A 26,890-nucleotide genomic window follows, 5' to 3' on the forward strand; every position below is an offset into this window, starting at 1 on the left:
CTAGCGAGCGGTGCGGGATGGTTGGCGTAAGGCCGGAACAAACCAAGCGTGGGGCGCGGCGCGCCCTCATGGCCGGTCTCGCAGCCGCCATCGGGCTCGCAGTTGGCGCCGGCAACGCATCGGCGATTTCGATCGAGCTCAAGGACGTCGCGCCGGATCGCATCGAGCGCCAGCGCGCCGCAGTCGATGGTCGCCTGCCGCTCGCAAATACTCCAGATGTCAGCCGCCTCACGGAGCGGCTTGCCGAAGCCGGCGTCAAATCCGGCGCGCCGGTGCTGATGCGCGTGTTCAAGGACAGCTCGGAGCTCGAGCTTTGGATCGAGAAGGGCGACCGCTTCGTCCTGTTCGCGACCTATCCGATCTGCCATTGGTCCGGAACGCTCGGCCCCAAGCTCAAGGAAGGCGACAAGCAGACGCCGGAAGGCTTCTACACGATCGCCAGCCGCCAGCTTCGCCATCTCGGCCGCTGGCCCCGCGCGATCAATCTCGGCTTTCCGAATGCATTCGACCGCGCGCATGATCGCGACGGCTCCTATATCCTGATGCACGGCGGATGCTCGTCGGTCGGCTGCTTCGCGCTGACCAATCCGGTCATCGGTGAAGTCTACGGGCTCACCAAAGCTGCCCTCGGCAACGGGCAGCGCTACGTGCCTATCCACGTGTTTCCATTCCGCATGACCGACGAAGCCCTCGCGGCGCATACGGCGAGCCCGTGGCACGGATTCTGGACGACGCTCCAGGCGGGATACAAATCGTTCGAACGGACGGGACGGCCGCCGCGCGTCAGCGTCTGCAAGGGTGCCTATAGCGTTGCGGATGCGCCGCCGAAAGCGGCCGACGCCGTCGAGGAGCCGCCGGCTTCAAAGCGTAAGCGCGGCAAATCCCGCTCGGACATCATGCTGGGGGCGCTTCGCACCGATTGCCCAGATCCGGTGGTGGTGACGGCCGAAGGCAAGGATGCCGGCTCGGCAGCGCCCGGCCAGCAGGTCGTGAAGCAGCATTAACGGATTTCCGCCCGTTGCTTGCCGCGAGCGCGCCCGTCATGCCATACCCCCGGTGTTCAGGACGCAGGCACGGGAGCCAGGGACCTCATGTGGGATACAGTGACGAGCAAGATCGAGAAGGCGCTGGAAGTTTTGATCTTCGCCAGCCGGTGGATTCTCGCCCCGTTCTATCTCGGATTGGCGATCTCGCTGTTGGTGCTGCTCGTCAAGTTCACCGGCGAACTGTTTCACATCGCTCTTCATGCCTTCACCGCAACCGAGAGTGAGGTCATTCTCGGCGTGCTGGCGCTGGTCGACCTCACGCTGACGGCTTCGCTGCTGATCATCGTGATCTTTTCGGGCTACGAGAACTTCGTCTCGAAGATCGACCACTCGGGTCACCGCGACTGGCCGGAGTGGATGGGCACCATCGATTTCTCGGGGCTGAAGCTCAAGCTGCTGTCGTCGATCGTCGCGATCTCGGCCATTCAGCTGCTGAAGCAGTTCATGTCGATCCAGAACATCTCCGAGCGCGAGATCTTCTGGCTCGTCGTCATCCATGTGGTGTTCGTGGTGTCGAGCGTGCTGCTCGCGCTTTCGGATCGCATCTCGGGGCATGGCGGCGGACATGCCGCGCCGGCACCCGGAAAATCGGAGCATTGAGGGGCCACGCGCCCCTCTCACTACCCTGATCGATCCGCTGATTTCTCAGGCGACGCGCTTCGGCTTGCGCTTGGTGAGGAAGGGCAGCAACGCATCTTGCGTGCGGGCCTTGCTGAACAGGAAGCCCTGCCCCTGGTCGCAGCCGATGCTGCGCAGGCAGGCGAGTTCTTCCGCGGTCTCGATGCCTTCGGCGGTGATGGTTTTGCCGAGCGTCTGGCCGAGGCCGACGATGGCGCGGACAACCGCCTGCTGCTCGACGTTGCCGGCAATACCCTGCACGAACGAGCGGTCGATCTTGATCTTGTCGAATGGGAAGCTGCAAAGGTAGCCGAGCGACGAATAGCCGGTGCCGAAATCGTCCATCGCGATGCGGGTTCCGAGCTTGCGCAACTCCGCCAGCGTATCGAGCACCAGATTCGATCGGTCCAGGAACAGGGATTCTGTGATTTCGAGTTCGAGGCGATCCGGTGCGAGACCCGAGCCCGCGAGCGCGGCTTCCACCATGTCGCGTACGTTGCCGCAGCGGAACTGCATCGGCGACAGATTGACGGCGACCCGCACGCTGTCGGGCCAGGCAACCGCATCGCGGCAGGCGCGGTTCAGGACGAAATCGCCGAGCGCCCAGATCAAGCCGGCTTCCTCGGCAATGGGAATGAATTCCACCGGCGAGATGAAGCCGCGCTCCTTGTGCGGCCAGCGCACCAACGCCTCGGCGGCGACGATGCGGCCGTTCGCCAGAGAGACCAGCGGCTGATAGTGCACATCGAGACCATCGTTCTCGATGGCGTCGCGCAAATCCTGCTCCAAGCGGCGGCGCTCCTGGGCGCGCGCATTCATCTCGGCTTCGAAGAAGCGGAACGAGCCCTTGCCGCGCAGCTTGACCTGCGAGAGTGCGAGGTCGGCATTCTTCAACAGCTTGCCGGCTTCCTCACCGTCTCCCGGTGCGATGGCGATGCCGATGCTGGCACCGATCGTGATCTGCTGGCTCTGAATCTTGTAAGGCGCGCTGATCACCTCGATCAGGCGCTTCGCAACGGCGCTGACTTCTTCCGGCTCAGCGATGTCCGACATGATGATGCCGAACTCGTCACCGCCGAGCCGCGCCGGCACGGAGCCCTGCCGCAAGGTCTTGGTGATGCGCCGCGACACGGCCTGGAGCAGCAGATCTCCCGCTGCAGGCCCCATGGTTTCGTTGATCGATTTGAAGTTGTCGAGACCGATGCAGAGGGAGGCGCCGAGCCCACCGCTTTCCTTGATGGCCGCAAGCATCTCCCCGGCCTGCTCGAGATGGCGCGCGCGGTTGGCGAGGCCGGTCAACGGATCGTGGTGAGCGAGATAGGCCACCTGGGCTTCGGCGCGGCGGCGCTCGGTGATGTCGACGGCAGCCACGAGCACGGCCGGCGCGCGTTCATGCACGATCGCCTGCGAGAAGATCGCGACCTCGATATTGCTGCCGTCGCGCTTCAGATGGCTCCAGACGTGGTCGGCGAGAATACCGGGCGCGGGGCTGTAAAGCTCGTCGAGCCGGTCGTGATCCTGATCCAGATGCAAGCAGTGCACGGGCCGGCCGATCAGGTCGGTGCCCGGATACCCGTAATGATCGCGCGCAGCCGCATTGGCGGACAGAACCGTCTTGCCGTTTTGCGAGACGACATACATGGGAACCGGGTTGGCCTCGAAGAGAAGCCGGAAAGACGCCTCGCGCTCCTTAAGCTCGGTGATGTCGACGCGAAGACCGATAATGCCGCCGTCGTTGGTGCGCCGCTCCTCGATCATGATGCAGCGACCATCGGCGAGCCACTGTTCGTGGCGCTCGCGCGGGCTCGTCAGCTTTTGTAGGCGCTCCTTGATCCACTCTTCCTCGCGGCCCTTGGCCGCCGGGTAGTCTCCGCGCATGACGCCGACGCGCAGCGTATCGGCGAGACGTGCACCGACTTTGAAGAGATCGGCCGAGCGATGATAAATCTTGGAATAGTGCTCGTTCCAGAGAACGTAGCGGCCCTCGGAATCCAGGAACACGATGCCTTGCGGCAGGATCTCGATCGCTTCGCGCAGGCGTGCGTTGGCGGTGCGGGCGTCGTTGGTCGCCGTGCGCGCCATATCGAGCGCCGCTTCCAGCTCTGAAATCTGCGCGGCAGCGTCGGCGCCATGCCGGGTTGCGACGGCGCCGCTCAAAACTTTCAGCGCGGCGCGCAAGGGACGTCGTCCGGCCGGAGTACGCCGCGCAGTCGATTTCCGCTCTTTGATAGCCGTACTCATTCGATCCTCGGCGTGCTTACGCTCCGAATAATGAGCATCAAGATTTAACGGCGTGTTTCCGCAGGCCAAACGATAGGTCGTCGAACCTACTGATTTTGCCTGATAAATGACTACTTTTCGTGCATGCTTCGCGTCGCGAAATGGGACGACCGTTGACACCTCCACGACGGATGGCGCGCCAATAAACATTTATCGTCGTTCAAACGAGTTTCAGGCGTATCCGGAGGATCCGGCGCGGTAACCAATCGTTTGCGCTGATCAAAAAAGTTGCATTTGAACGGTGAGCGAAAGAGTTCGTTTATGGTTATGGAAGTCTTACTCATCGGCTCTTCGCTGGCCCCGCTTGCCGAACTCGCGTTCCTTCCCGTGCTCGCATGAACTCTCAGACGCGCGACTTCCCGATCCTCGTCCTCGGCAGCACGGGAGCGTTCGGCGCCAGGATCGTCACGCTGCTCGCGCGGGGCGGGCCTGTCGACCTCGTGCTCGCCGGACGAACCCGGCAGGCGCTCGATAATCAGGCGCGTTCTCTCGCTGATCTTGCTGCCGGGAGCCGCGTGCGCACGGCGGTTCTTGACGCCAACACGGTTGAAGCCGACGCTCTCTCCCGGCTCGGCGTCGCGCTCGTCATCAACGCCTCGGGGCCCTATCAGGGTGGACACTACGGCCTCGCCCGTGCGGCCATCGGCGCCTCCTGCCACTACATCGACCTTGCGGACGGGCGCGCGTTCGTCGCCGGAATCCGCGCGCTTGACGAGAGCGCGCGAGGCGCCGGCGTGCTGGTGGTGAGCGGCGCCAGCTCGGTGCCCGGGATATCGTCGGCGGTGGTTTATCAGCATCGAGAGGCATTCGCCGGTCTGCGCTCGATCGATATCGCGATCTCGCCTGGAAACGCATTCGATCCCGGTATTGCCACCGTCAGATCGGTGCTCGGCGGCGTCGGCCAGCCCATACGCATGTTCCAAGACGGCGACTGGCGAACCGTTTACGGCTGGCAGGGACTACGCCGTGGCGATTTCGGGTCGGCCGGGCGGCGCTGGCTCGGTTATGTCGATGTTCCCGATCTCGAGCTCATGCCTGCGCATGGCGTCAGCCTCGAAACCGTGCGCTTTCAAGCGGGGCTTGAAGTCTCCCTGTTCCACCTTGGCTTATGGGGCGCATCCTGGCTCGTCCGTTGCGGCCTGGTTCGAAGCCTCGAGCCTCTGGCGCCGGGACTACTCGCGCTCAAACGCAAGCTTCACCGCCTCGGCAGCGATCGGGGCGGCATGAGCGTCACGATGCGCGGGCTCGGCCGCGACGCCACGCAGAGGGAAATCACCTGGCTGCTCGTCGCCCACAGCGGCCATGGGCCGTACGTGCCGGCGCTCACGGCCGTTGCCCTTGCCAAGCGGCTCGCATCCGGCGCCGAAAAGCGGCGTGGCGCCCTGCCCTGCCACGGGCTCGTTCCGTTGGCCGACATCCTGGCCGAGGCGAATGGCCTCGACATTCATTGCTCGATCACGGAAAAGCCCCTCCCGTCGTGAAACGGAAGGGGCTTCTTTTTATTGCCAATTGGACGGCAGCAATCAGGTGCGCCAGGGATGCTCCGGCAGATCGGACACGCCGACAACCTTCACGCCCGCCTCGGCAACCTTGTGATCGTTCTCGACGGAGCTGCCGGAGACGCCGATGGCGCCGACGAGCACGCCTTCCTTGTCGACGATCGGCAAGCCGCCCGGAAACGTGATCAGTCCGTCATTCGAATGCTCGATGCCGAACAACGGGCCGCCGGGCTGAGAGAGCCCGCCGATTGCGCCTGTCGGCATGCCGAAGAACACGGCCGTCTTGGCCTTCTTGATGGCGATGTCGATGGAACCAACCCACGCGTCGTCCATGCGATGAAACGCCTTCAGATTGGCGCCGCTATCGACGACTGCGATGCACATCTTGGTTTTGGTTCTCTCCGCTTCCTTGCGGGCAGCGGCGATAATTTTTTGAGCGTCATCGATCGTAACGTGCATGGACCTTATCCTCCAGAGTGCGCGACACATGCGCGAGCGTGATATCGCGTCGGATGTCCGCGATTTCAATGGCCGAAAAAATTAACCGTAACCCGTTCCACTACTACTTCTGCTCGGCGGCTTTCTGGTCGCCGAGCTTGTAGAGGTTCGAAAGCAGCGCATCGAAGCCACCGGCGCCGGTGTGCAAGTCGATACGGCCCACCTTTTCGACGAGCTTCTCCAGCGCCTCGAGCTCCTTCAAGCGAAGTAGAAGCGGATTGTTCTCCATCAACTTCGACGTGTTGAGCAGCGAGCGCGTAGCGGCCGTTTCCTCCTGGCGGCGGATGATGTTCGCCTTGGCGACCCGCTCGGCCTCGACGACCTTGTTCAGAAGCTCGCGCACATCGCCCGGCAGGATGACATCCTTGACGCCGATTTCACCGATCTCAGCGCCGAGCGCTCCGGCGCGATTGGTCACGTAGGCGCGCACCTCGTTGTCGATCGTATGACGGGCGGCCAGGATGTCGTCGAGCGTGCGCGTCGCGACGGCCTCACGGATCGCGAACTGGATGTAGCGATAGAGCGTGGCGTTGACGTCGCTGCTCGCGGCCGCTGCGATCTCCGGATCGACGATGCGCGTGAAAGCCGTCAGCGTCACGCGGATGCCGACCCGGTCCTTGGTCAGAATCTCCTGCGCGGTCACTTCGAGCGGCTGGGGACGCATATCCATCGTCACGATGCGGACGTTGCGGCCAACGGCCCAGAACGCATGGCGGCCGGGTCCGAGACGCTCGGTCAGCACGCCATCGACGAAGAGAAGGCCCGCCTGGTTCGCCTCTACGATCGTCGAAACGACGGAGTTGCCGGCGCGGCTCACGTCGAGCTTGTCGAGATGGCGCTTCTCGACGCGCAAGGCGGACGCCGTATCTATGACCTCGACATCGATCGCCGTCAGCGTCTTCCAGAATGCGCGCGTGGTGTTCGGCAATACGAGGTGCTTCGGTTCGCCGTCCATCGAGACGATGGCGACCTCGGTCGGGCCGGGCTGCACGATGGCAAAATTTTCAATGGCGATGTCCGGCTCGGTCTTGGCGAGCAGAAGCGCCTTCTCGGGCGCGATCTCGGCGCGGAGAATTTTCAAGATCTCGACCGCGAGCTGCTGGAACGGATCGAACTCGATGAAGCGGCCGGGTTCGAGCAGCTTCTCGAAGCGTCCATTGCGCCGCAGAATGGCGCGCTCGTCGTCCTTCACGACAGCCGTGGTCCAAATACTCAGGCGGGACATGGGAAACTCCAGAAACAGGATGGGCTGCGGAAGGCGAGGTCAGGTGTTATTCAATCGTCGTCGTGTGTCGTATCGATTTCGACCGTGCTGGTTAGTCAATTCCTAGCGACCGGGCTGCGGCAGGCCGCCGGCCGTTACGCTACGACGAAAACGCGGGCCCACGTTTGAGCCCCTCGGCTTCGGCCTTAGGCCGCCCGCGCAGTCGAGACTGTCCCCGAAGGAATGGCCAAGGCTGCAACGCGCATGCATCCGGCTCTGCCGCGAGGCGGTATCCGCGCGGGCGCGGAGCGCTTCGACGCTTGCCTTCCGCTTCACTCTCTCGGCCGAAGCTTTGAGAGAGAAACTTGGGCCAGAGCAACGACCGGCTTCCCATCAATTGGAGATCGCTTGGAGGCGATCGGCATGGGATTCGAACCCATTACAGCGAGATTAACAGTCTCGTGCTCTACCCAATGAGCTAGCCGCTGGAGAAGCTAAAGGGAGTCGAACCCTCGACCTCCCGGATAAATCCGGACGCTCTACCGCTGAGCTACAGCCTCGTTTGTTCCCGAATGACGCGGAACACGCCGCCGCAGGGCGGTGCGCGCCGGCCGGGTCTCGGAGAGCCCGGGCCCATGGCGCCGATCAGGAGCTGTGAGTAAACAATCGATTTTGTCGAAATTCCATCCCGGGCTCGGAAAACCGCGATTATCGTTACACGGAAGCCACCCTCTCCTGGGAAGTGCGGGAAACTTGACCGGGTCGCGTTGCGCTCGCCAGCCCAGGAGAGTACCCCCTCGGTACTGGGCGCCCATGGCGCTTGCCGACATTTACCATCCGCTGGGACACGTCACGCGGGGAACAGCGGAGGACCACACGGAACGGCAGGCTCGTTGGCTTGCCGTGCCCGGACGACGGGATGCGGGCACTTCGTGTCAGACTGCTTGCGTCAGACGGGGACTTCGATGTCAAGACTGAGCCTTCCGCTTTCTGCCCTCAAGGGACGCTACGACGTTATCGTCGTCGGCTCGGGCTATGGCGGCGGGGTTACAGCATCCCGACTTGCGCGCGCAGGAAAGCGCGTCGCGGTGCTGGAGCGCGGCCGTGAAATCCTGACCGGCGAATTCCCGCAAAAATTTTCCGAGCTGAAGAACGAGTTTCAGGTCCGCGGCAAGAGCTTCCGCACCGGGTCGGATCAAGCGATCTACGACGTGCGGCTCGGGACCGACATGCACGTGCTGGTAGCCTGTGGGCTCGGCGGCGGATCGCTGGTCAATGCGGGCGTTTCGCTGATCCCGGACAGCCGCGTGTTCGCCGACGACGCATGGCCCGGACAGATCGCGCAAGACGGGCTGATGGACGAGGGCTATCGCCGCGCCGAGCAATGGCTGCGGCCTGCCGCCGATCCACGCGCCAGCGAAATGACGAAGTACAAAGTCCTGGAGGCAGCCGGCAAAGCCATCGGCGTGAGCCCGGTGGCGTCGCGGCTCGCCGTGAGCTTCGCCGATACGACCAACCCGGCCGGCATTCGGCAATCGGCGTGCACGCGGTGCGGCGATTGCTGCGCGGGATGCAATGTCGGGGCAAAAAATACCGTCGCGATGACCTATCTGCCGGATGCCGTGCAGCATGGCGCGGAGGCGTTTACCGGGCTCATGGTCGATACCGTTCGCAAGGGTGCCGACGGACTGTGGCGCGTCTCGGCACGCGTGGTCGGGCCTGACCGCAGCCGCCCGAACGTGGAGATCGAAGCACCGGTGGTCGTGCTGGCGGCCGGCACGCTCGGCTCCACCGAGATTCTGTTGCGCTCGCGGGAAGCGGGGCTTTCGGTTTCGGATCGTCTCGGCCAGAGATTTTCTGCCAACGGCGACATCATCGCCTTCGGCTACGGCGCGAAGACGCCCGTCAACGGCGTGGGTGTCGGGCATCCGTCGAAGGTGGACGGGCTCGAAATCGGCGCGGCCGTTTCCGCCCAGCTCGAAATCCGCGACGCCGAAACGCTCGCCAACGAACTCAACGTGCAGGAAGGCGCGCTGCCGTCTGCATTCGCCTCCGTGTTGCCGGTGATGTTCCTGCCGAACGGGCGCCTGCTCGGAGCGCTTTCGAGCCTCGTCAACGGCGTCTACAAAGGGCCGTTCGCGAGCCTGCAGACGTTCTTCGCGGTTTCGCACGATAGCGCTTCCGGGCGCTTCTCGCTCGATGACGATCAGCTTTCGCTCGCCTGGCCTGGCGCCAAAGACGAGCCGGTTTACGCGCGACTCGATGCGATCCTTTCGCAGCTCGTCACGGCCAGCGGCGGCTCTTACGTCAAGAACCCGCTGGCGGGCACCGTCATGGGCCACCAGCCGGCTACCGCGCATCCACTTGGCGGTTGCGGCATGGGGCGCGACCGCAGCGACGGCGTCGTCGATCACAAATGCCGGGTTTTCTCGGGCGCGAGCGGCGCCGGCGATACCGCCGTGCACGACGGGCTTTACGTCATCGACGGCGCGGTGATCCCGCGCTCGCTCGGCGTCAATCCGCTGCTAACCATTACCGCGCTCGCCGAACGGGCGATGCTGCACTTTGCACAAGACCGCGGTCTCAGGTACACAACGGCACCGGTCACAGACCCGGTTTCGTCAACCTCTCTCGCAGACCGGGCTGCCCAGCCGGTCTGAAACAAGACCGACCCCATGCGCATCGAATATCATCGCACGCTGATCGCCGACCACGTCCGCAATCAGGCGTTTCACGACGCGCTCGCCCGCACCATCAAGAAGGGCGAGACCGTCGTTGCCGACATCGGCGCAGGAACGGGCCTCATCGGCCTCATGGCCGCAAAGCTCGGCGCGCGCGAAGTCATTCTATACGAAGCGGCGGAGGTTGCGGGCGTGGCTGCCGCGACCCTCAACGCCAATCGCGCCAGGGCCTGCAATCTCATGCCGTGCCACTCGACGGAGATGGAAGATCCGCCGCGCGTCGATCTCGTCGTCTCGGAGACGCTCGGGAACTACGCGCTCGAGGAAAACATCATCGATACGCTTGCGGACGCACGCCGGCGGCATCTGAAGGACGGCGGCGTGATGATCCCGGCGCGAATCCGCCAGTTCGTGGTTCCGGTCATTTCGGATCGCATCCATAAGGAGTTGACCGTCTGGGATGGCGTCGGCTTCGGGATCGATCTTTCGGTTGCGCGCACGATGAGCCTGAACAATGCGTATGTGCGCAGCTTCACCGCCGACGAGTTGCTGTCGGGCGGCACTGTCGCGAAGGTGTGGGACGAGGTTGCGCTCGGCTCCGATACGCGCGGAAGCCGCAAAGGCGAAGCCTCCTGGAAACTCGACCAGGCGCAAACGATCTACGGCTTTGCCTATTGGTGGGACGCCGAGCTCGTTCCCGGCGTGACGTTGTCCACGGCGCCCGACGCACCGCGCACCCATTGGGAGCAGCTTTACTTCCCGCTGCAGACGCCGATGGCGCTCGAAGCCGAGGAAAGCGCGCTCGTCACGCTACGCTCGCGCTCGTCGGAGGAAGCGGGCACGCATCTCGCCTGGACGGCGGTGCACTTCGACCGCGACGGCGCGTCCAAAGGGCGCCAGGCGATGGACCTCGACAAGGGTTGGATTCCCTGAGGCTTGGGGCCGCGCCCAGCGTCAACTCTTTAGCGGTATGATCTCAGGCGGCGTGTACATGCCCGGGAGAAGATCGTTGGCGGGCGAAAACGTGAATGCCACGGACGCGGGATCGAAGCCCACGACGGGCGGCACAGACGACAATCGCGAAACTGCGGGCTGTCTCGCGATCATCTCGGCGCGAGGATCGAACGTTCTCACGAACTGAGCGATGCGCGGCGCAATCTCCGAGCGGAAGCGCGAACCGTTGAAGATGCCGTAGTGACCGACGCCGGTGCACTCGACATGAAACTTCTGGTCGCTTGAAAGGCCGGTCGCGAGATCATGCGCAGCGCGGCACTGGCCGACGCCGGTAATGTCGTCCTTCTCGCCCTCGATGGTCATCAGCGCCGTGCGCTCGATCTTGCTCGGATCGACGCGTCGGCCGCGATGGGTCAGCTCGCCATTGGGCAGCGCATGGCGCACGAACACGGCGTCGATCGTATCGAGATAGAATTCCGCGGTGAGATCCATGACCGCGAGATATTCGTCATAGAATTCGCGATGCTTCTCGGCGGAATCTCCGTCACCCTTGATGAGGTGCAGGAACAGATCCTTGTGCGCGTTGGTGTGGCGATCGAGGTTCATCGACATGAACCCCGAAAGCTGCAGGAAGCCGGGATAGACGCTGCGGCCAGCTCCCGCGTAAGGCCAGGGAACAGCGGTGATCACATGGCTTTTGAACCAGTCGGTGCCGTTCTCGACCGCAAGCTTGTTGACGGCCGTCGGATTGACGCGGGTGTCGACCGGCCCGCCGGCGAGGATCAGGCTCAAGGGCGCGTTGGGATCGTTGTCCTCCTCCATCAGCGATACGGCGGCGAGAGCCGGGATCGACGGCTGGCAGACGGCGAAGACATGCACGTCGCCGCGCAGAAACGTCAGCATCTCGCGCATATAGTCGATGTAGTCATCGAGCGCGAAGCGGCCTGACGCGAGCGGCACACTGCGCGCATCCTGCCAATCGGTGATGTAGACTTCGTGATGAGGGAGCAGCGTTTCCACCGTACCGCGCAGCAAGGTCGCAAAGTGGCCGGACATCGGGGCCACCAGCAAAATGCGTGGGTGAGCCGCGCACTCCTCGGCCGGCAAATCGCGGCGGAAGTGGATCAGGCGACAAAAGGGCCGCTGCCAGACGACCTCCTCGGTGACGGCCACCGCGCGGCGATCGATCTCTGTCGTCTCGATGCCGAAGATGGGCTTGTCATATCGGCGCGTGGTGCGCTCGAAGACCTCACAAGCCGCGGCGGTGTGACGGCCGACTGGCGTATGGGTGAATGGATTGAACGGACTTTCGAAGAGGTAGCGCATGGATTCCGCAACGGCGCGCGCCGGCCTCAGAGCCACGTGGCTCATTTCATAGAGATGATAAAGCACAGTCGATCCCCCGCTCTCGTGCGCTTGGCTTGTCGCGACCAACGCCGCTACCGACCACCTCTTCTTGATATACGTCAGGCGGCATTAGCCGAATGGCCACGTGCGCGGCGGATCGCCGCGAAACGTAAACGATGTTTGATTTTTTGCGCATCCCCGTGGCGAGAATGCACTGATTCGAGTCGATTGGCTAAATACCGTGCGGTGTCACAAAACTTTCGCCACTTCTTCCGCGAGCTGCCCGGCGTCCACGCTATGCGGGAAATGTTTTACGAACTCGCCGTTGGCGTTCATCAGGTACATGAACGAGCTGTGATCGACGTTATATTCGCCGGGACGCTCTGCGTCGGGGGCCTTCTTCGCGTAGACCCGATAGGCTTTGGTGACGGCTGCGATATCTTCTGGCGAGCCTGACAAGCCGACGATGCCGGAGTGGAAGCTCGCGACATATTTGCCAAGCAGCTCGGGCGTATCCCGCTCAGGATCAACGGTAATAAAGAGAGGCGTTACACTTTTCGCCTTGTCGCCGAGACGATCCAGCGCCGCAGCAATGACCTGCAAACCGGCCGGGCACACGTCGGGGCAATTGGTGAACCCGAAATAGACGAGCATCGGTTTGCCGGCGAAATCCTTGTCGGTGACGCGTTTGCCGGTTGCGTCGGTCAGCGTGAAGGGGCCGCCAATCAGCGCTTTTCCGGTCGTCGAAACCTGGCCGGTTCCGGAAGGGTTCGGGACGGCGAGCAGGAACACGGCCGTCATCACGCCCGCAGCCAAGCCGACGATGAGCGCAAGCAGCAGCGTTTTGCGAGACGCGCCGGCGGCGGGCGCGGCGGCACCGGTTTTCGTTTCGGAAGGCTTTTTCTTCGTCATCTCGTTCTCGCTCATTCGCCCATGTGGACCAGCGTGCCGGCGGTGCGGGCGCTGTCGATCAAATAGCGGAACAGCGCGACGCCGGCCGCAAGGTATACGAGGTTCAAGAGGAAAGCCCAGAGCATAAGGTCACCCCTGTATTCGCCGTGCAGCACGATCGCCCGGAGACCTTCGAATACGTAGGTCGGCGGCAGCGCCCACGAGAACGGCTGCATCCATACGGGAAGCGTGGTCACGGGATAGTAAACGCAGGCGAGCGGCATCATCAGGAAGGTCATGAGCCAGGCAATGTTCTCGGCGCCGAGACCGTAACGCAGCACCGCGCCCGTCGAGACCAGACCAAACGACCAGCTGGTGATGACCAGGTTCGCGAAGAAAGCGGCCAGCGGCAGGCCGATACTGAACAGGCTGTAGTCGAACATCAGGTAGGCGATCACGACGACCGGAACCATCGAGACCGCAAGCTTGATCAGGCTTACGACGATGAGGCTCGAAATCAATTCCCAAGAACGGAGCGGGCTCATCATCAGATGGCCGAGATTGCGCGCCCAGACTTCCTCCAGGAACGCCATTGCGAAGCCTAGCTGACTGCGCGCCAGAATATCCCACAGCAGAACGCCGCCCACGAAAAGGCCGGCCGCGGTTGCGGCGAGGCTGGTGGTTTGGGCGAGATGGACCTGGACGAAGCCCCAGGTCAGCATCTGCACCAGCGGCCAGAACACCATTTCGAGCGCGCGTGGCCCCGACGAGCGCAGCAGATACCAATGGCGCAGCACCATCGCGTGAATGCGACGCGCCGAAGCTCTGGGCCCGGTTTGGGCTTCGCGCAGCGCCATCATGATGCTTTCTCCGCGTCGCGCACGCGGCCGTTACGCGCGATATCGAGGAACACCTCCTCGAGCGTCTCGCGGCCGAAGCGGCTGACCAGCGAACCCGGCGTCTCGTCGGCCACGATGCGGCCCTTGTCGAGCATGATCACACGATCCGCCATGCGCTCGACCTCGCTCATGTTGTGGGACGCGAGCAGAATGGTGGCGTTGGTCTGACGGCGATACTCCTCGAGGCGCGAGCGCACCCAGTCGGCAGTATCGGGGTCGAGCGACGCCGTCGGCTCATCGAGCAGCAGCAGCTCGGGCGTATTGAGCAGCGCCTTGGCCAGGCTCACGCGCGTTTTCTGGCCGGCGGACAGCTTACCGTAGGGGCGATGTAAAAACTCTTCGAGCCGCAACGAGGCCGCGAGCTCGCGGATCCGCTCTTCGAAGCGTACGACCCCATAAAGCCGGGAGAAGATCGCGAGGTTCTGATGCACGGTGAGGCGCATCGGCACGTCGGAATAGGGGCTCTCGAAATTCATGCGATGGAGGACCTGATGCCGGTCCGTGCTCATATCCGCGCCAAACACCACCGCGGCGCCGGAGGTCGGGACGATGAGCCCCATCAGCATTGAAATCGTCGTGGTTTTGCCAGCCCCGTTGCCGCCAAGGAGGGCAGTTACCGTGCCCGCTTCGAGCGAAAACGTGATCCCGTCGACGGCCACGACGTCGCCATACACCTTGCGCAAGTCGCGAACGATCACGGGAGGTTCGGCGCGGGCGTCGCCCGGAGCCCGGTGCTGGGCGATATCAAGCATTGCCAATCCACTTAAGCAGGGTTTTACCAGCCCATCCGAGCGATTATCTTGTCGTTCAGCGCTTTCCCGGGCAGACGAAGGTGCATTCCCTATCTGGATCAGGCAACGCCCGCTTGCAAGGCGTGCTAAAGTCCCCAAAACTCAAACTTCAATTCAAGAAACGGTCCGGCCGTGCCAGGAAATACTCCTCGATTTTTCGAACCGAATTTTACCTTCGGCGGCGACAGCCAGCTCCGCCTGCAAACCATCGTGCGCCTCAGGTGGTTCGGCGTTCTCGGGCAGATCTTCGCGCTCTGCGTGGTGTACTTCTGGCTGGGGTTCGATCTGCCCGCCGGGGCGTGCCTGACCATCATCGCCGTGTCGGCTTGGGTCAACGTGTTCCTTGCCATTCGCTATCCTGCGCGCCACCGCCTTTCGCTCCGTTTCGCAACTGCGCTCTTGGCCTACGACATCATCCAGCTCGCCTCGCTGCTCTACCTTACGGGCGGCATCGACAACCCCTTCACCATGCTCATCGTCGCCCCGGTCACGGTTTCGGCGGCCACGCTGCCGCTCGGGCATACCATCGGGCTCGGCGTGCTGGCGCTTGCGAGCACCGCGCTCCTGGCCTTTTACGCGAAACCGCTGCCCTGGTATCTCGATCCGCCGCTGACCCATCCCCTGCTTTACAAAGTCGGGATCCTGTCGGCGGTGGCCGCTTCGATGCCGTTCCTTGCGATCTACGTCTGGCGGCTGACGAAAGAGGGCCGTCAGATGTCGGCGGCGCTGGCGGCCACGGAGCTCGTGCTTTCGCGCGAGCAGAAGCTGCATGCGCTCGACGGCCTTGCGGCCGCCGCGGCGCACGAGCTTGGAACGCCGCTCTCTACGATTACCCTCGTCACTAACGAGCTCGACCGGCAGATCGACAAGAACAGCCCCCACCGCGAAGACATCCTGCTCCTGCGCAGCCAGGCCCAGCGCTGCCGCGAAATCCTGCAGAAGCTCACGCGGCACCCGCCGGACGAGGACCCGCTGCACGCCACACTCACGGTCAAGGAATTGCTGCACGAGGCGGCGGCTCCTTACCTGGATGGGCGTGCGCGGATCCAGATCCGCGCCACGCCTTCCTCCTCAGCCGCAGGCCCCGAGGCGAGGCAGCCGACCGGGCTCAGACGCCCCGGCGTGATCTACGGGCTTGGAAATCTCATTGAAAACGCAGCCGACTACGCGGAAAGCCGGGTCGAGATCAGCGCCGAGTGGGACGGGCAGACGGTGGTCGTGCTGATCGCCGACGACGGCCCCGGCTTCAAGCCCGAGGTGATCGACAATCTGGGCGAGCCCTACGTCACAACGCGTTCGGCCGGACGCAAGGAGCGGAACGGGGGCAAAGTCTCGGGGCTTGGGCTCGGCTTCTTCATCGCCAAGACGCTGCTCGAACGCTCCGGGGCGCGTTTCCATTTCGACAACCGGGCCGCACCCGAGCACGGCGCCATGGTGCGCATCACCTGGCCGAGGACGGCCTTCGAGGCCATGCCAGAAGCCCGAGAAGGACATGCGCCGTTTCCAACCCGGCGTCTCGAGCCTCCCGCGCCCGGAGATCCGATTTCCGATGCCATCTGACGACTTGTATGAGGAATTCGACCACGTGCAGCGCAGCAATGCGCCCGTTGCAGAGCCGTTCACTATGATTGCCGATAAGATTTAACCCGTTAGGCAACGCCAAAGATTGCATCTGCCCTTTGCACGGCGTCCTCGGCTAATATAAATCCCAAGAATCGGGAGGTACGCGGTGGTGACTGAAGATCTATCATTTCGGCAGGACGAACTGCCAGAAGACCGCTCATTGATCGTCGTCGACGACGATCGTCCTTTCTTGCAGCGCCTCGCCCGCGCCATGGAGCTGCGCGGATTTGAAGTCCGAAGCGCACATTCCGTGGCCGAGGGCATCGATCTCATCAAAGCGCATGCGCCCGCGTTCGCCGTCGTCGATATGCGGCTCGAGGACGGAAACGGACTCGACGTGATCGCAGAGCTGACGCGCGCCCGGCCGGACGCCCGCATCATCGTGCTGACCGGATACGGCAACATCGCGACCGCCGTCTCGGCGGTGAAGCTCGGCGCGGTCGACTATCTCGCCAAGCCCGCGGACGCCGACGACGTGACGGACGCACTGCTCGCGCCCCACAACGCGAAAGCTGCGCCGCCCGAGAACCCGATGTCCGCGGATAGGGTCCGCTGGGAACACATCCAGCGTGTCTATGAATTGTGCAACCGCAACGTCTCCGAGACGGCGCGGCGGCTCAACATGCATCGGCGTACGCTGCAGCGCATCCTCGCCAAGCGCGCGCCGAAGTAGACGCGCCCACGCGGCGGGTCGTTTAAATGGCGTGTGTCCAATGAGTGGGCCGGGGTTTCCCGGCCTATTTCTTTTTGTCGGCGGGACAGGGATCGAATTCCAGGTTCAAGCTCACAGTTCCGATAAAGCCATCCCAATTGGCGGCGTCGAGCGATGAATCCTGGCGTTGGTAGGTCGCAGCGAACTTCAAAGTTGCTTCGTCCGTCACCCCCCAGTTGAGGGCCGCCGCGACGGTGCTTACGAGATCCGAGCGATCCTCGGGATGCTCGGCGTAGTGGCGGCCCCTGAGCCTTGCCGAGACGTTCAGTGTCACAGCCTTCCACGGCGTCTCGAAGTCGCCCTCGGTCGCCAGCAAGGCAAAGGTATTGCTCGATGCCTCATTGGCCGCAAAGCTCTGGCCGCCGGTCAGAGAGGCCTGCGCTCTGTTGCACAAGCCTTTGCCGCAGATTTTATTTGAGATCGGGATGTTGGAAAGACCCCATCTCGCCTGCAATACGACGTTCGAGGACAGCCAATCTCCAAGCCCCTCATCGTAGTTGTTGTTGTTCGTCGCCGTGAGACTGAGAGACTCCGAGGTCAGAACCTCCTTGTTTTCGGCCCAGCGATGCTTGGCGAGGGTCTTGTTCATGGACGCGGCAAACGTCGCGGTATCTCCGCTGCTGTCGTCAAGTTCGGCGTAGCGAAGGCTCGTCAGCGATGCCGACACCTTGAAGCCCAGGCTTTCGTCCGATGTCGGGATGGAGATCACAATGCCGGGTGTTACAGCCGTGGTGCTGTCGGAGACAGCGTTCGTCGGTGAGTTCGACGCATTGCTCTCTAACGTCTCTGCGACTTCGAGCGAGAGCTTGACGGTCGGCTTCTTCTGCGCGGATTGGGCTGCTGCAGCCGTGACGATCGGGACTTTCTGCATCACCGTTCGGGTTGTCGGGATCTTAGCAAGGTCCAGGATAGGCTTGGCCTTGAGCGATTCCGCTCCCGGCGGCGGGACGTACATCATCTTGTTGGGATTGCGGTTATTGAAGATTACGACACGCTCTGCCTCGGTGAGCTTTTCTTCGACCGGAACGAAGACGTATTCTTGTTTCTTGACGGGTTGAGGTGCCGGGGGTGTGGGCTGCGAGACAAGGTCGGGAACGTAGCGATCGTTGCGCTCGTCGATGTTGAGATCTCTCGACTGTGACCACCCCGGTGTCGCGTAGAGCAATGCGGCAACCAGGAAAGAAATACGCCCCCACATCTTGGTCATGATACGCCCCTACACTAGATACGCCCTGAGGGAGCATTCTCATGATCTGTGATTGAGATCGAGCGGTGATCCGTGCACAAACATAAATCATCAGTGGTAGTTGTATTGTTATCACTGCTGGCCGTATCCAGCGCGAGTGCGTATGCGGACCCTGCGAGCGATCGCACAAACGCTGATATCGATCGCGAGTCACGAAACGACAGGTACGTCCCGAACCTGATCGAGAGGCAGTTCGAGAAAGAGCTCGAGAACACCCGTTGCACGGCTGAAGACGTGCGTCGCGGTATTTGCTCTCGCGAGAGCAGGGTGAAGAAGAAGCTTCACGAAGACCGGTAGAAATCTCAGGCTCGAGCAAGACAAGAAGCGTCCAACGCCTGTCTAGGTGTCAGTGATGCCGAGGCCGATTTCGGCCGGTAGAGTGGGGTCGAGCTGCACGCAAAGCCGAGACGCGGCGGCACGGGCGATGCGCAAGGTCATGGCCTTGCGCTTCGGCGCGAGGAGGCGGATCTCAGGCGCGGCGCGCACGATCTCGCCGCCGTAGCGATCCGCGATAACAAGCCCCGCCTCGACCGGCAGGATCTCTACCGGAAAGCTCGGCAAGACGGCAAAGAACAGCCGATCCGAGAACTCCCGGTACTCCGGCCATTTGTGGTCGGATCGAAAATCCTCGATCGACGACTTGATCTCCACGATCCAGATCGATCCGTCCGGCCCGACGCCGACGACGTCGGCGCGCCGCCCGTTCGGGAGAGGTAGTTCGGCAATCGCGGCAAGGCCATGGGCTGCGAGAACGCGCACGACGCCGCGGCAAATCTCGCGCGCGATCTGCGACTGCGGCCCGCCGAGCGACGTTGGTGGAATATCAACCCCCGCCGCTACGTTCTCCACACTGTCCTCTACGCCGGTCATCGAACTGCCATTGGGGACTGACACCACTTTGCCCTCAAGTTGACCCAAACTCTCTACCCAATCATCGCTCTAGCGTCGTGCTTCTGTTCGGAAAACCGTTGCACACTTTTCCGGAAGCACTTTTGTTCGAAGTTGTCGCGTCCTGACATCACGGACTATCCGCGCCACGCTCTCCGCATTACCTTGAACCTCGATCTCATGACCACGTGAGGCTTCAGCCCCCATGTTCTTCAAGCGACTTTCCAAGTCCAAGTCGACCCCGTCGCCGGCACCAGCGGCAGACGAAACGGCGAAGCTCGATACCGCCACGAGCGTCCCAGTCCCGGCCCTGCAGGCGAGCAACGGAGCTCAGGCGCTTGCAGCTGCGGACCTGCGCCGCACCGTCGACGGCAAATCGCTCGGTTTCAAGACGACCGCCGATCTCAAGCCTGCAGCAGGGCTCATTGGCCAGGATCGCGCGCTCAAGGCGCTGGATTTCGGCCTAAGCATAAAAGCACGTGATTTCAATATCTTCGTGCTGGGCCCGCCTGCCTGCGGAAAAAGCACGGCGGTGCGCGCCCACCTCGCCAAAGCTGCCGCTGCCTCGGAAACGCCTTCCGATTGGATCTACGTCAACAACTTCTCCGATCCGCGCCGCCCCCGCGCCATCGCACTGCCGGCCGGCCGTGCCGCGGCGCTGAGCAAAGGCCTCGTTTCTGCGCTTCGCGAGCTTGCGGCTGCGTTGCCGGTCGCCTTCGAAACCGAAGATTACAAAGCCCGGCGCAGCGCCATCGAGGAGGAGTTCCGCAATACGCGCGAAGACGCGCTCGATGCGGTCTACGCGAAGGCCGCCCAGCAGAACATCGCCGTGCTGCGCACGCCGCTCGGCTTCGGCATGGCCCCCATGCACGACGGCAAGGTGGTCAAGTCGGAGGTCTTCAACCAGCTTCCGGAAACGATGCGGCGCGATGTCGAAAGCCGGATCAAGTTGCTCCAATCCGAACTCGAAACCATCCTCTCGGACGCGCCGAAGGCCGACAAGCGCCGGCGCACGCAGCTCGCGGCGCTTAACCAGGACGTCTCGCAGAACGCCATCGAGGACGCGCTCGACGAGCTCAGCGCAGCCTTCTCCGATCTTCCCGAAATTGCAGCCTTTCTCGCCGAGGCCGCGAGCGATCTCGCCGAGAACGCGGCGCACCTGATTGCGCAACCCGGCTCGCGCGCCGGTGCTCTTTCAGAAGATGCATTTTCACAGGACGGCCGCTTCCGCCGCTACCTGGTGAACGTGGTGGTCTCGCAAAAGGACGCCAAGGCCGGGGCTCCGGTTTCGGAAGCCCTCGATCCGACGGCCGCAAATCTTTGCGGGCACACGGAACACATCCAAACCGCGCAAGGCTCTCTCAGCGATTTCCTGCTCATCCGGTCCGGAGCGCTGCATCGGGCGAACGGCGGCGCGCTGATGATCGACGCGCGCGACATCGTCAATTCGCCAACGGCCTGGAGCGCACTCAAGCGGGCGCTCAAGAGCGGCGAGATCAACATCGAAGCGGCGTCCGACGGACTAAACGGCGTGACACGCGCGGAGAGGATCGAGCCGGAACCGATCCCGCTCAATATCAAGGTCGTTCTGTTCGGCGAGCCCGATCTCTTCTACCGCCTGCACAAAGACGATCCCGGCTTCGCACAGCTGTTCAAGGTGCAGGCCGACTTCGACGAGACGCTCGATCGCTCGAAGGACAACGACGCGGCTTACGCGCAGCTCATCGCATCGATTGTCGAGACGCATTCTTTGAAACCGATCGACGCTGCGGGCGTCGCGCGACTGCTCGAGGTTTCCTCGCGCATCGCCGAGGACAGCGACAAACTTTCGATCGAAGTGGGTCCGATCGCCGACATCGTACGGGAAGCCGACTACTGGTCCGATGGCGAGACCCGCAAGACTACGACCGCCGACGACATCGTGCGCGCGCTCGAAGAGCGCACGCGGCGCGCAAATCGTATCCGCGACGACGTTCTCGAATCCGTCGAGCGCGGCATCGTTCTGATCGAAACGAAGGGCACAAAGGTCGGGCAGATCAACGGGCTTTCGCTGGTTCAGAAGGCCGGTTTCAATTTCGGGCGACCGGCACGCATCACCGCTCGCGTGCATCTCGGCCAAGGCCGCGTCACCGACATCGAGCGCGAGGTCAACCTCGGCGGTCCCGTGCACTCGAAAGGCGTGATGATCCTGTGGGGCTATCTCGCCGGACGCTTCGCACAGGACGTTCCGCTCGCGCTCGCCGCCTCGCTGGTTTTCGAGCAGTCCTATGGGGCCGTCGATGGCGACAGCGCTTCGTCCGCAGAATTGCTCGCACTGCTTTCGGCCCTTGCCGACACGCCGCTCCGCCAGGATCTGGCGGTGACGGGCTCCATCAATCAGCTCGGCGAACTGCAGGCCGTGGGCGGCATCAACGAGAAGATCGAAGGCTTCTACGACATCTGCGCGTCGCGCGGCATTACCGGCACGCAAGGCGTCGTCATTCCCCGCGCCAATCGCCAGCACCTGATGCTGCGCGAGGATGTCGTGAAGGCGGTGAAGGATGGGCGCTTCGCCATCTATGCCGTGAAAACCATCGACGAGGCGCTGACGCTCGTCACCGGTCTCGAAGCCGGCGACAGGGGGGCCGACGGGCGCTTTCCGGCTGAGACTGTCAACGGGCGGATCGAGGCGCGCCTGCGCAGCTTCGCCGAACGGGCGCGTTCGTTCTCGCTCGGCAAGGACGGGGCTGCGGCAGGAAGCGCCACATGATCATGCATGTCGCGCAAGCGGACGAGCAGCGCGGGCGCGTCGTACTTTGGCTTGGCGCTTCGGGCGAGCCGCAGGAGGTCGCGGTCGATGCCGCCGTCTGCCTCGCGCAGGCCTTCCAATCTGAAATCGAAAGCCTGTTCATCGAGGATCGCCAGCTGTTCGATCTCGCCGAGCTGCCGTTCGCCCGAGAAATCTCGCTCTCGGGCCGGAGCACGCGCGCTATGAGCGCCAACGCGCTCGCCCAGGACATGCAATCGCATGCATCCGCGCTACACCGGCGGGTGCTGGCGCGCGCCCGCGCGGCTGACGTGAAAGCGAAGGCGCGGGTGATCCGCGAAGAGCCGGTCCGTGCGCTGGCGCAGGCGTGCGCCGAGAACGGCCCGTGGAACGTGGTCACGGTCGGTACGCCGCTTACGCGCGGCACGGAAGCCGGCCTCGCCGACCTCTTCCATTCCGTGATCGCGACAACCGGCGTCGTCGTCACCGGCCCCAGGGCGCGGCGCACGCAAGGCCCGGTGATTGCCGTTGTTGAGGAACTCGAGCGCGTGGTTCCGATGATGCGGGCGGCGGAGCGGATTGCGTCTGCCACCGGCGGGGAAACGCAACTGTGGCTGCTGGAGCAGGACCAGGACCGGCAGGACTGGATCGAGGGGCAGATCCGGCTTGCGCTCGGCTCCCATTCCGGCGTCAAGTTTCAAGTCATCGACATGATGCTCAACAAGCGGCAGGACGTGGCGCGCATGATCCGCCGCGAAGGGGCGGGTTTCGTCATCGCCCGTTTCGGCGGTCTACTTGCGCCGGACGAGGTTGACGTCATCCAGATCGCCGAGACGATCGAAGGGCCGCTGTTCCTCGTACGCTGATTTTACCTGCGGCAGATGCACGACAGGGCTTGCTCTCGCGCTCACAAATCCTTAGCTCGGCTCGACACCGTATCGTTGGTGGGAGGAGCTTGAACGCATGCCGGAGCTGCCCGAGGTCGAAACCGTCCGATTGGGGCTCGAGCCGGTGCTGCTCGGCGGCACGTTCGCGAGCGTTTCGACCAACCGCGCCGATCTCCGCTTTCCGTTTCCCGAGAACTTCACGCGGCGACTTTCGGGGGCGCGGGTGGACCGCCTCGTGCGCCGCGCCAAGTATCTGATCGCGCACCTTTCAACCGGCGAAGCGCTCGTCATGCACCTCGGCATGACCGGCCGTTTCCATGTGCAGGGGAAGGCTTCGGAGAAACCGCTGCTGCTCGGCGAATACGAGCTGTCGGTCGCAGCCGGCGAGAAGCACATGCATGCGGTGTTTGACATGGCCGATGGCGGGCGCGTCGCGTACTTCGACCCGCGCCGGTTCGGCTACATGCTGCTGATACCCGAGACCGAACTGGCTGCCCATCCGCTGATGCGTGGGCTCGGCGTCGAACCGCTGACGGACGACCTCGATCCGTCCTATCTCGCCCAGCGCGCGGCCGGGCGCAAAACCGATCTCAAGGCTTTCCTGCTCGATCAACGCATCATCGCCGGCCTCGGCAACATCTATGTGTGCGAAGCACTGTTCCGCGCCGGGCTCAAGCCGTCGCGGCGCGCGAGCGTTCTTGCCGATCGCGCGGGCCGCTCGACCCCACAGGCGGAACGGCTTGTCACCGAAATCAAAGCCGTTCTGCGCGCGGCGATCCAGGCCGGTGGATCGACGCTCAAGGACTACCGGCACGCCGATGGCGCGACCGGCAGCTTTCAGACGTCGTTCCAGGTGTACGGCCGCGAAGGCGAGCCTTGCGTGACGCCCGGTTGTCGGGGCACTGTGCAACGCAGCATACAAGCCGGACGGTCGAGCTTCTTCTGCCCGTCGTGCCAACGCTAGAGGCAATCCACGAAAGGGCGTGCGCCATGGCCTTCGAGACGATCCTCACGGAAACCCGCGGACGTGTCGGCCTGATCACGCTCAATCGGCCCGCCCAGCTCAACGCACTCAACGACCAGCTCATCACCGAATTGAACCAGGCCCTCGATGGGTTCGAGGCGGACGAGGGCATCGGCGCGATCGTCGTGACCGGATCGGAAAAGGCTTTCGCGGCGGGCGCCGACATCAAGGAAATGCAGGCCAAGACCTACATCGAGGCCTACAAATCCGACTTCATCGCCAGCTGGGAGCGCATCACGCGCTGTCGTAAGCCGGTGATCGCGGCGGTGGCGGGTTTCGCACTCGGCGGCGGATGCGAGCTTGCGATGAGCTGCGACCTGATCATCGCGGCCGACACGGCCAAGTTCGGCCAACCGGAAATCAAGCTCGGGATCATGCCGGGCGCGGGCGGTACGCAACGCCTGATCCGGGCCGTCGGGAAATCGAAGGCGATGGAGCTGTGCCTGACCGGACGCCTGATGGATGCGGGAGAGGCCGAACGCGCCGGGCTCGTCGCGCGGATCGTGCCGCCCGCCGACCTTCTCGCAGACGCCCTCAAGACCGCCGAGACGATCGCCGCCAACTCGCTCACCGCCACCATGATGACCAAGGATTGCGTGAACCGCGCCTACGAGACGACGCTTGCGGAAGGCATCCGCTACGAGCGGCGCACGTTTCATGCGCTGTTCGCGACCCACGATCAAAAGGAGGGGATGGCGGCCTTCGTGGAAAAGCGAAAGGCGCAGTTCAAGAACGAATGAGCCGCGTCTGCGTCACCGTCGAGATCACGCAGAGCACGACGATCGCGATGCCGCCCCAGAGGAACACCTCGTTGGCCGCCCAGTCGCCCTTGGTCGTGTCGAGCTTGCCGCCGCCGATGAGATAAACGAGGCCGCCCGCCGCGGCGAGGCCATGGGTGGCCGTGAGATAAAGCGGAGGGATCGCCAGATTTCTCGCCCGGCCGAGACGATAGCCATAGATGCCGAGGCCGGCGGCGAAGAGTGCGGCGCCTGATCCGTACTGGAAGGCGTGGCGCCACCAGACATCAGACAGCGAATAGACGGCGAACAGCGCGGAGGCGCCCCAGGCGTAGACGAGCGCGGCCAGCCACACGTTGCAGCGGAGCGCTTCCTTTATGGTCGCGGATCCTTCCTGCGCCGTCGTCGCGGGCCGAGCGGTGCGCGACCACAGCGGTGAGTTGATGCCAAGGCCGGTGCCGATGACCAGGGCGACCAAGAGGCCGGCCGACAGCGACGGCAGGAACTGGTCCCCGCGTCCGGCGCCAAGCACCATCAGGGTTATGCTCAGGGCAGACGCCAGCAGCAGCCACGGAAGAAGTGGCCGCAACGAAATTCCTGGCGCGTATCCGCCGCCTTGTTGGTGGATGCTCATGCGAGCTTCTTGACTAGGAGGAATTCTTGTTTCCGTCAATCAAAGCGTGTGCGGAAACAATCGCCAACGCAAGAGCGCCAAACACAAAAATTCCGTTCCCGGCCCAGTCGGCGTCGACCGGATAGAGAACTTCCTTGTCCGGATCGATGGCGAGACCCGCCAGCGTGGCGATCATGCCGACCAATTGTCCGATGGCGAGATAGCGGCCGAGCCGCAGCATCGTGGCGTCCTCGCGGCTAGCGGCAGCATCCTTCGCGAGCAACGCGGAGAAGCCAAGAGCCAGCACGCCGGCGCCTGCAAACGCCGCCGAGAAATGCGGCCATTCGCGCCACGACAGCACGAATACGTACACGAGCACCAAGGCTGCCGCGCCCCAAAGCCAGATCAGCCCCATGTAGCGGGCGGTCACGCTTTCGATTTTGCTGCGCGACGCGCCGGCGCGCCCGAGCGACCGGCGTTCGGAGATGGCGACAGCGACGAGCAGCAGGTTCACGAACGCGGCAGACGCGAGAAGGGCCAAAGGCTCCTGGGTTCCGGCGGCGTAGTACACGCCCGCAAGGCCGAGCCCGAAGATCAGGACCCAGGCGACGATCGAATTTAGAGTCATTCCACGCATTCCTCCCCATCCGTCCCGCGAGGTGCTCTTACAGCACCTTTTCGGGAAGCTGGGAAGAATGGCCGATCCCTTCGGGGGGCAACCTCTTGCGACAGGCCCGGCGCTTAGACGGCGCCGAGGCTCCAGGCGAGAATGGCCTTCTGGGCGTGCAGGCGGTTTTCAGCCTCGTCGAACACGACGGACTGCGGGCCTTCGAGCACGTCTTCGGTCACCTCGTGGCCCCGGTAGGCCGGCAGGCAGTGCATGAAGATGGCGTCCTTGTCGGCTTTCGCCATCAGCGCCGCATCGACCGCGTACGGCTTCAGAAGCTGCTTTCTACGTGCCGCGTCGGTCTGGCCCATCGAAACCCAGGTGTCGGTCACGATGCAATCGACACCACGGACGGCCTTTACCGGATCGGTCATGATGGTGACCTGGGCCTTCTCGCGGCGGACCCAATCGACCACGTCGTCGGTCGGACGCAGAGCTTCCGGGCAGGCGACACGCAGCTCGAAATTGAACTTGGCGGCGGCGTGCATCCAGGACGCGGCGACGTTGTTGCCGTCTCCGACCCAGGCGACCTTGCGGCCCTTGATCGATCCCAGCCGCTCCTCGAAGGTCATGATGTCGGCCATGATCTGGCAGGGGTGCGACTTGTCGGTCAGGCCGTTGATCACCGGCACGCTGGCGTGCTTGGCGAGATCCAGGAGGGTCTCGTGGCTGTTGGCGCGGATCATGATGACGTCGGCGTAGCGCGAGAGCACGCGCGCGGTGTCGGCGATGCTTTCGCCGCGGCCGAGCTGCAGATCGTTCTGGTTCAACATGATGGTCTGGCCGCCGAGCTGACGCATGCCGACATCGAACGAAACGCGCGTGCGCGTCGACGGCTTCTCGAAGATGAGAACCAGCACGTCGTCCTCGATGCCCTTGGGCCTGAGCTTCGCGGGCACACGCTTGCCCGCCGCCTTCATGGCATGGGCAGCATCGATGATGCGGCGCAGCGTCTTGCCGTCGATCTCGTCGAGATCCAGGAAATGTCGAATAGCGGGTGCTTTGGCCATGGCGCGTGGGCCGGCTCCAGATCCGGGGT

At 63.5% G+C, this 26,890-nt stretch carries 23 protein-coding genes and 2 tRNA genes; 11 read left to right on the forward strand and 14 right to left on the reverse strand.

Annotated elements, in window-relative coordinates:
* Positions 1 to 17: 17 nt before the first annotated feature.
* Positions 18 to 1,004 carry a L,D-transpeptidase family protein gene (locus tag RCO24_RS14410; RefSeq protein ID WP_308963070.1) on the forward strand — a complete coding sequence of 329 codons (987 nt, stop codon included), beginning with the start codon at positions 18 to 20 and terminating at the stop codon, positions 1,002 to 1,004.
* A gap of 87 nt (positions 1,005 to 1,091) precedes the next feature.
* Positions 1,092 to 1,646, forward strand: coding sequence for a TIGR00645 family protein (locus RCO24_RS14415; protein ID WP_308963072.1), 555 nt, complete (start codon positions 1,092 to 1,094; stop codon positions 1,644 to 1,646).
* Positions 1,647 to 1,691: 45 nt separating this feature from the next.
* On the opposite strand, the gene RCO24_RS14420 is transcribed toward RCO24_RS14415, so the two are convergent.
* The gene (locus RCO24_RS14420) at positions 1,692 to 3,905 is read right to left on the reverse strand and encodes an EAL domain-containing protein (RefSeq protein WP_308963073.1); all 2,214 of its coding nucleotides are present in this window, start codon (positions 3,903 to 3,905) and stop codon (positions 1,692 to 1,694) included.
* A 374-nt stretch (positions 3,906 to 4,279) separates the two neighbouring features.
* Here RCO24_RS14420 and RCO24_RS14425 point away from each other — a divergent pair, with 374 nt between their 5' ends.
* The gene (locus RCO24_RS14425) at positions 4,280 to 5,425 is read left to right on the forward strand and encodes a saccharopine dehydrogenase NADP-binding domain-containing protein (protein WP_308963075.1); all 1,146 of its coding nucleotides are present in this window, start codon (positions 4,280 to 4,282) and stop codon (positions 5,423 to 5,425) included.
* A gap of 42 nt (positions 5,426 to 5,467) precedes the next feature.
* Here the strand turns inward: RCO24_RS14425 and RCO24_RS14430 are convergent, their stop codons facing one another.
* The 4 genes from RCO24_RS14430 to RCO24_RS14445 all read right to left on the reverse strand — a co-directional run bounded on the left by RCO24_RS14430 (position 5,468) and on the right by RCO24_RS14445 (position 7,705).
* Positions 5,468 to 5,902, reverse strand: a complete 435-nt coding sequence (locus RCO24_RS14430; RefSeq protein ID WP_308963076.1) for a heme-binding protein — start codon at positions 5,900 to 5,902, stop codon at positions 5,468 to 5,470.
* A gap of 103 nt (positions 5,903 to 6,005) precedes the next feature.
* The gene (locus RCO24_RS14435; protein ID WP_308963078.1) at positions 6,006 to 7,166 is read right to left on the reverse strand and encodes a slipin family protein; all 1,161 of its coding nucleotides are present in this window, start codon (positions 7,164 to 7,166) and stop codon (positions 6,006 to 6,008) included.
* Positions 7,167 to 7,554: 388 nt separating this feature from the next.
* Positions 7,555 to 7,628: transfer RNA gene (locus tag RCO24_RS14440), tRNA-Asn, on the reverse strand.
* A 3-nt stretch (positions 7,629 to 7,631) separates the two neighbouring features.
* Positions 7,632 to 7,705 (reverse strand) — tRNA-OTHER (locus RCO24_RS14445).
* 405 nt (positions 7,706 to 8,110) lie between these two features.
* Between RCO24_RS14445 and RCO24_RS14450 the strand changes: the two genes are divergently transcribed.
* Together RCO24_RS14450 and RCO24_RS14455 are read left to right on the forward strand one after the other, a co-directional pair.
* Positions 8,111 to 9,805 (forward strand): GMC family oxidoreductase N-terminal domain-containing protein, encoded by a 1,695-nt coding sequence (locus RCO24_RS14450; protein ID WP_308963080.1) that lies wholly within the window; start codon positions 8,111 to 8,113, stop codon positions 9,803 to 9,805.
* Between the two features lie 15 nt (positions 9,806 to 9,820).
* Positions 9,821 to 10,759 carry a 50S ribosomal protein L11 methyltransferase gene (locus RCO24_RS14455; protein ID WP_308963082.1) on the forward strand — a complete coding sequence of 313 codons (939 nt, stop codon included), beginning with the start codon at positions 9,821 to 9,823 and terminating at the stop codon, positions 10,757 to 10,759.
* 21 nt (positions 10,760 to 10,780) lie between these two features.
* On the opposite strand, the gene RCO24_RS14460 is transcribed toward RCO24_RS14455, so the two are convergent.
* The 4 genes from RCO24_RS14460 to RCO24_RS14475 all read right to left on the reverse strand — a co-directional run bounded on the left by RCO24_RS14460 (position 10,781) and on the right by RCO24_RS14475 (position 14,669).
* The gene (locus RCO24_RS14460) at positions 10,781 to 12,172 is read right to left on the reverse strand and encodes a polyhydroxyalkanoate depolymerase (protein WP_308963084.1); all 1,392 of its coding nucleotides are present in this window, start codon (positions 12,170 to 12,172) and stop codon (positions 10,781 to 10,783) included.
* Between the two features lie 204 nt (positions 12,173 to 12,376).
* The gene (locus RCO24_RS14465) at positions 12,377 to 13,039 is read right to left on the reverse strand and encodes an SCO family protein (protein WP_308963086.1); all 663 of its coding nucleotides are present in this window, start codon (positions 13,037 to 13,039) and stop codon (positions 12,377 to 12,379) included.
* A gap of 11 nt (positions 13,040 to 13,050) precedes the next feature.
* Complete coding sequence (locus RCO24_RS14470; protein ID WP_308963088.1) at positions 13,051 to 13,878, reverse strand: ABC transporter permease; 828 nt, start codon at positions 13,876 to 13,878, stop codon at positions 13,051 to 13,053.
* Complete coding sequence (locus tag RCO24_RS14475) at positions 13,875 to 14,669, reverse strand: ABC transporter ATP-binding protein (RefSeq protein ID WP_308963089.1); 795 nt, start codon at positions 14,667 to 14,669, stop codon at positions 13,875 to 13,877. The genes RCO24_RS14470 and RCO24_RS14475 overlap by 4 nt, the downstream gene beginning before the upstream one ends.
* 171 nt (positions 14,670 to 14,840) lie before the next feature.
* Here RCO24_RS14475 and RCO24_RS14480 point away from each other — a divergent pair, with 171 nt between their 5' ends.
* Positions 14,841 to 16,268 carry an ActS/PrrB/RegB family redox-sensitive histidine kinase gene (locus RCO24_RS14480; RefSeq protein WP_308963091.1) on the forward strand — a complete coding sequence of 476 codons (1,428 nt, stop codon included), beginning with the start codon at positions 14,841 to 14,843 and terminating at the stop codon, positions 16,266 to 16,268.
* 169 nt (positions 16,269 to 16,437) lie between these two features.
* On the forward strand, positions 16,438 to 17,004 hold the full coding sequence (locus RCO24_RS14485) for an ActR/PrrA/RegA family redox response regulator transcription factor (protein WP_308963093.1): 567 nt from the start codon (positions 16,438 to 16,440) through the stop codon (positions 17,002 to 17,004).
* A 64-nt stretch (positions 17,005 to 17,068) separates the two neighbouring features.
* Here RCO24_RS14485 and RCO24_RS14490 read toward each other — a convergent pair whose 3' ends face one another.
* Both RCO24_RS14490 and RCO24_RS14495 read right to left on the reverse strand, forming a co-directional pair.
* Complete coding sequence (locus tag RCO24_RS14490) at positions 17,069 to 18,250, reverse strand: hypothetical protein (protein WP_308963095.1); 1,182 nt, start codon at positions 18,248 to 18,250, stop codon at positions 17,069 to 17,071.
* A 378-nt stretch (positions 18,251 to 18,628) separates the two neighbouring features.
* Positions 18,629 to 19,159 (reverse strand): MmcB family DNA repair protein, encoded by a 531-nt coding sequence (locus tag RCO24_RS14495; protein WP_308963097.1) that lies wholly within the window; start codon positions 19,157 to 19,159, stop codon positions 18,629 to 18,631.
* A 223-nt stretch (positions 19,160 to 19,382) separates the two neighbouring features.
* Here RCO24_RS14495 and RCO24_RS14500 point away from each other — a divergent pair, with 223 nt between their 5' ends.
* The 4 genes from RCO24_RS14500 (at position 19,383) to RCO24_RS14515 (ending at position 24,574) form a co-directional block, all read left to right on the forward strand.
* Positions 19,383 to 21,926, forward strand: a complete 2,544-nt coding sequence (locus RCO24_RS14500; protein WP_308963099.1) for an AAA family ATPase — start codon at positions 19,383 to 19,385, stop codon at positions 21,924 to 21,926.
* On the forward strand, positions 21,923 to 22,789 hold the full coding sequence (locus RCO24_RS14505) for a hypothetical protein (protein ID WP_308963101.1): 867 nt from the start codon (positions 21,923 to 21,925) through the stop codon (positions 22,787 to 22,789). Before RCO24_RS14500 ends, RCO24_RS14505 begins: the two co-directional genes overlap by 4 nt.
* Before the next feature lie 97 nt (positions 22,790 to 22,886).
* On the forward strand, positions 22,887 to 23,774 hold the full coding sequence (gene mutM / locus RCO24_RS14510; protein ID WP_308963102.1) for a bifunctional DNA-formamidopyrimidine glycosylase/DNA-(apurinic or apyrimidinic site) lyase: 888 nt from the start codon (positions 22,887 to 22,889) through the stop codon (positions 23,772 to 23,774).
* A 26-nt stretch (positions 23,775 to 23,800) separates the two neighbouring features.
* On the forward strand, positions 23,801 to 24,574 hold the full coding sequence (locus RCO24_RS14515) for an enoyl-CoA hydratase (RefSeq protein ID WP_308963104.1): 774 nt from the start codon (positions 23,801 to 23,803) through the stop codon (positions 24,572 to 24,574).
* On the opposite strand, the gene RCO24_RS14520 is transcribed toward RCO24_RS14515, so the two are convergent.
* The 3 genes from RCO24_RS14520 to argF all read right to left on the reverse strand — a co-directional run bounded on the left by RCO24_RS14520 (position 24,561) and on the right by argF (position 26,861).
* Complete coding sequence (locus RCO24_RS14520) at positions 24,561 to 25,205, reverse strand: hypothetical protein (RefSeq protein ID WP_308963106.1); 645 nt, start codon at positions 25,203 to 25,205, stop codon at positions 24,561 to 24,563. The two genes, RCO24_RS14515 and RCO24_RS14520, sit on opposite strands and share 14 nt — an antisense overlap.
* Before the next feature lie 13 nt (positions 25,206 to 25,218).
* Positions 25,219 to 25,812 carry a hypothetical protein gene (locus tag RCO24_RS14525; RefSeq protein WP_308963108.1) on the reverse strand — a complete coding sequence of 198 codons (594 nt, stop codon included), beginning with the start codon at positions 25,810 to 25,812 and terminating at the stop codon, positions 25,219 to 25,221.
* Positions 25,813 to 25,925: 113 nt separating this feature from the next.
* Positions 25,926 to 26,861, reverse strand: coding sequence for an ornithine carbamoyltransferase (gene argF, locus RCO24_RS14530; protein WP_308963109.1), 936 nt, complete (start codon positions 26,859 to 26,861; stop codon positions 25,926 to 25,928).
* Positions 26,862 to 26,890 lie beyond the last annotated feature (29 nt).

It is taken from the genome of Hyphomicrobium sp. LHD-15, assembly GCF_031157355.1.
In the GTDB taxonomy this organism is placed as follows: domain Bacteria; phylum Pseudomonadota; class Alphaproteobacteria; order Rhizobiales; family Hyphomicrobiaceae; genus Hyphomicrobium_C.

Excerpts from the sequence above, each read along its gene's own strand:
- RCO24_RS14420 (WP_308963073.1), bottom strand. The coding sequence starts at position 3,905 with ATGAGTACGGCTATCAAAGAGCGGAAATCGACTGCGCGGCGTACTCCG.
- mutM (WP_308963102.1), top strand. The coding sequence starts at position 22,887 with ATGCCGGAGCTGCCCGAGGTCGAAACCGTCCGATTGGGGCTCGAGCCG.
- RCO24_RS14520 (WP_308963106.1), bottom strand. The coding sequence starts at position 25,205 with ATGAGCATCCACCAACAAGGCGGCGGATACGCGCCAGGAATTTCGTTG.
- RCO24_RS14450 (WP_308963080.1), top strand. The coding sequence starts at position 8,111 with ATGTCAAGACTGAGCCTTCCGCTTTCTGCCCTCAAGGGACGCTACGAC.
- RCO24_RS14495 (WP_308963097.1), bottom strand. The coding sequence starts at position 19,159 with ATGACCGGCGTAGAGGACAGTGTGGAGAACGTAGCGGCGGGGGTTGAT.
- RCO24_RS14505 (WP_308963101.1), top strand. The coding sequence starts at position 21,923 with ATGATCATGCATGTCGCGCAAGCGGACGAGCAGCGCGGGCGCGTCGTA.
- RCO24_RS14500 (WP_308963099.1), top strand. The coding sequence starts at position 19,383 with ATGTTCTTCAAGCGACTTTCCAAGTCCAAGTCGACCCCGTCGCCGGCA.
- RCO24_RS14470 (WP_308963088.1), bottom strand. The coding sequence starts at position 13,878 with ATGATGGCGCTGCGCGAAGCCCAAACCGGGCCCAGAGCTTCGGCGCGT.
- RCO24_RS14430 (WP_308963076.1), bottom strand. The coding sequence starts at position 5,902 with ATGCACGTTACGATCGATGACGCTCAAAAAATTATCGCCGCTGCCCGC.
- RCO24_RS14410 (WP_308963070.1), top strand. The coding sequence starts at position 18 with ATGGTTGGCGTAAGGCCGGAACAAACCAAGCGTGGGGCGCGGCGCGCC.
- RCO24_RS14490 (WP_308963095.1), bottom strand. The coding sequence starts at position 18,250 with ATGACCAAGATGTGGGGGCGTATTTCTTTCCTGGTTGCCGCATTGCTC.
- argF (WP_308963109.1), bottom strand. The coding sequence starts at position 26,861 with ATGGCCAAAGCACCCGCTATTCGACATTTCCTGGATCTCGACGAGATC.
- RCO24_RS14455 (WP_308963082.1), top strand. The coding sequence starts at position 9,821 with ATGCGCATCGAATATCATCGCACGCTGATCGCCGACCACGTCCGCAAT.
- RCO24_RS14415 (WP_308963072.1), top strand. The coding sequence starts at position 1,092 with ATGTGGGATACAGTGACGAGCAAGATCGAGAAGGCGCTGGAAGTTTTG.
- RCO24_RS14515 (WP_308963104.1), top strand. The coding sequence starts at position 23,801 with ATGGCCTTCGAGACGATCCTCACGGAAACCCGCGGACGTGTCGGCCTG.
- RCO24_RS14525 (WP_308963108.1), bottom strand. The coding sequence starts at position 25,812 with ATGACTCTAAATTCGATCGTCGCCTGGGTCCTGATCTTCGGGCTCGGC.
- RCO24_RS14425 (WP_308963075.1), top strand. The coding sequence starts at position 4,280 with ATGAACTCTCAGACGCGCGACTTCCCGATCCTCGTCCTCGGCAGCACG.
- RCO24_RS14435 (WP_308963078.1), bottom strand. The coding sequence starts at position 7,166 with ATGTCCCGCCTGAGTATTTGGACCACGGCTGTCGTGAAGGACGACGAG.
- RCO24_RS14475 (WP_308963089.1), bottom strand. The coding sequence starts at position 14,669 with ATGCTTGATATCGCCCAGCACCGGGCTCCGGGCGACGCCCGCGCCGAA.
- RCO24_RS14465 (WP_308963086.1), bottom strand. The coding sequence starts at position 13,039 with ATGACGAAGAAAAAGCCTTCCGAAACGAAAACCGGTGCCGCCGCGCCC.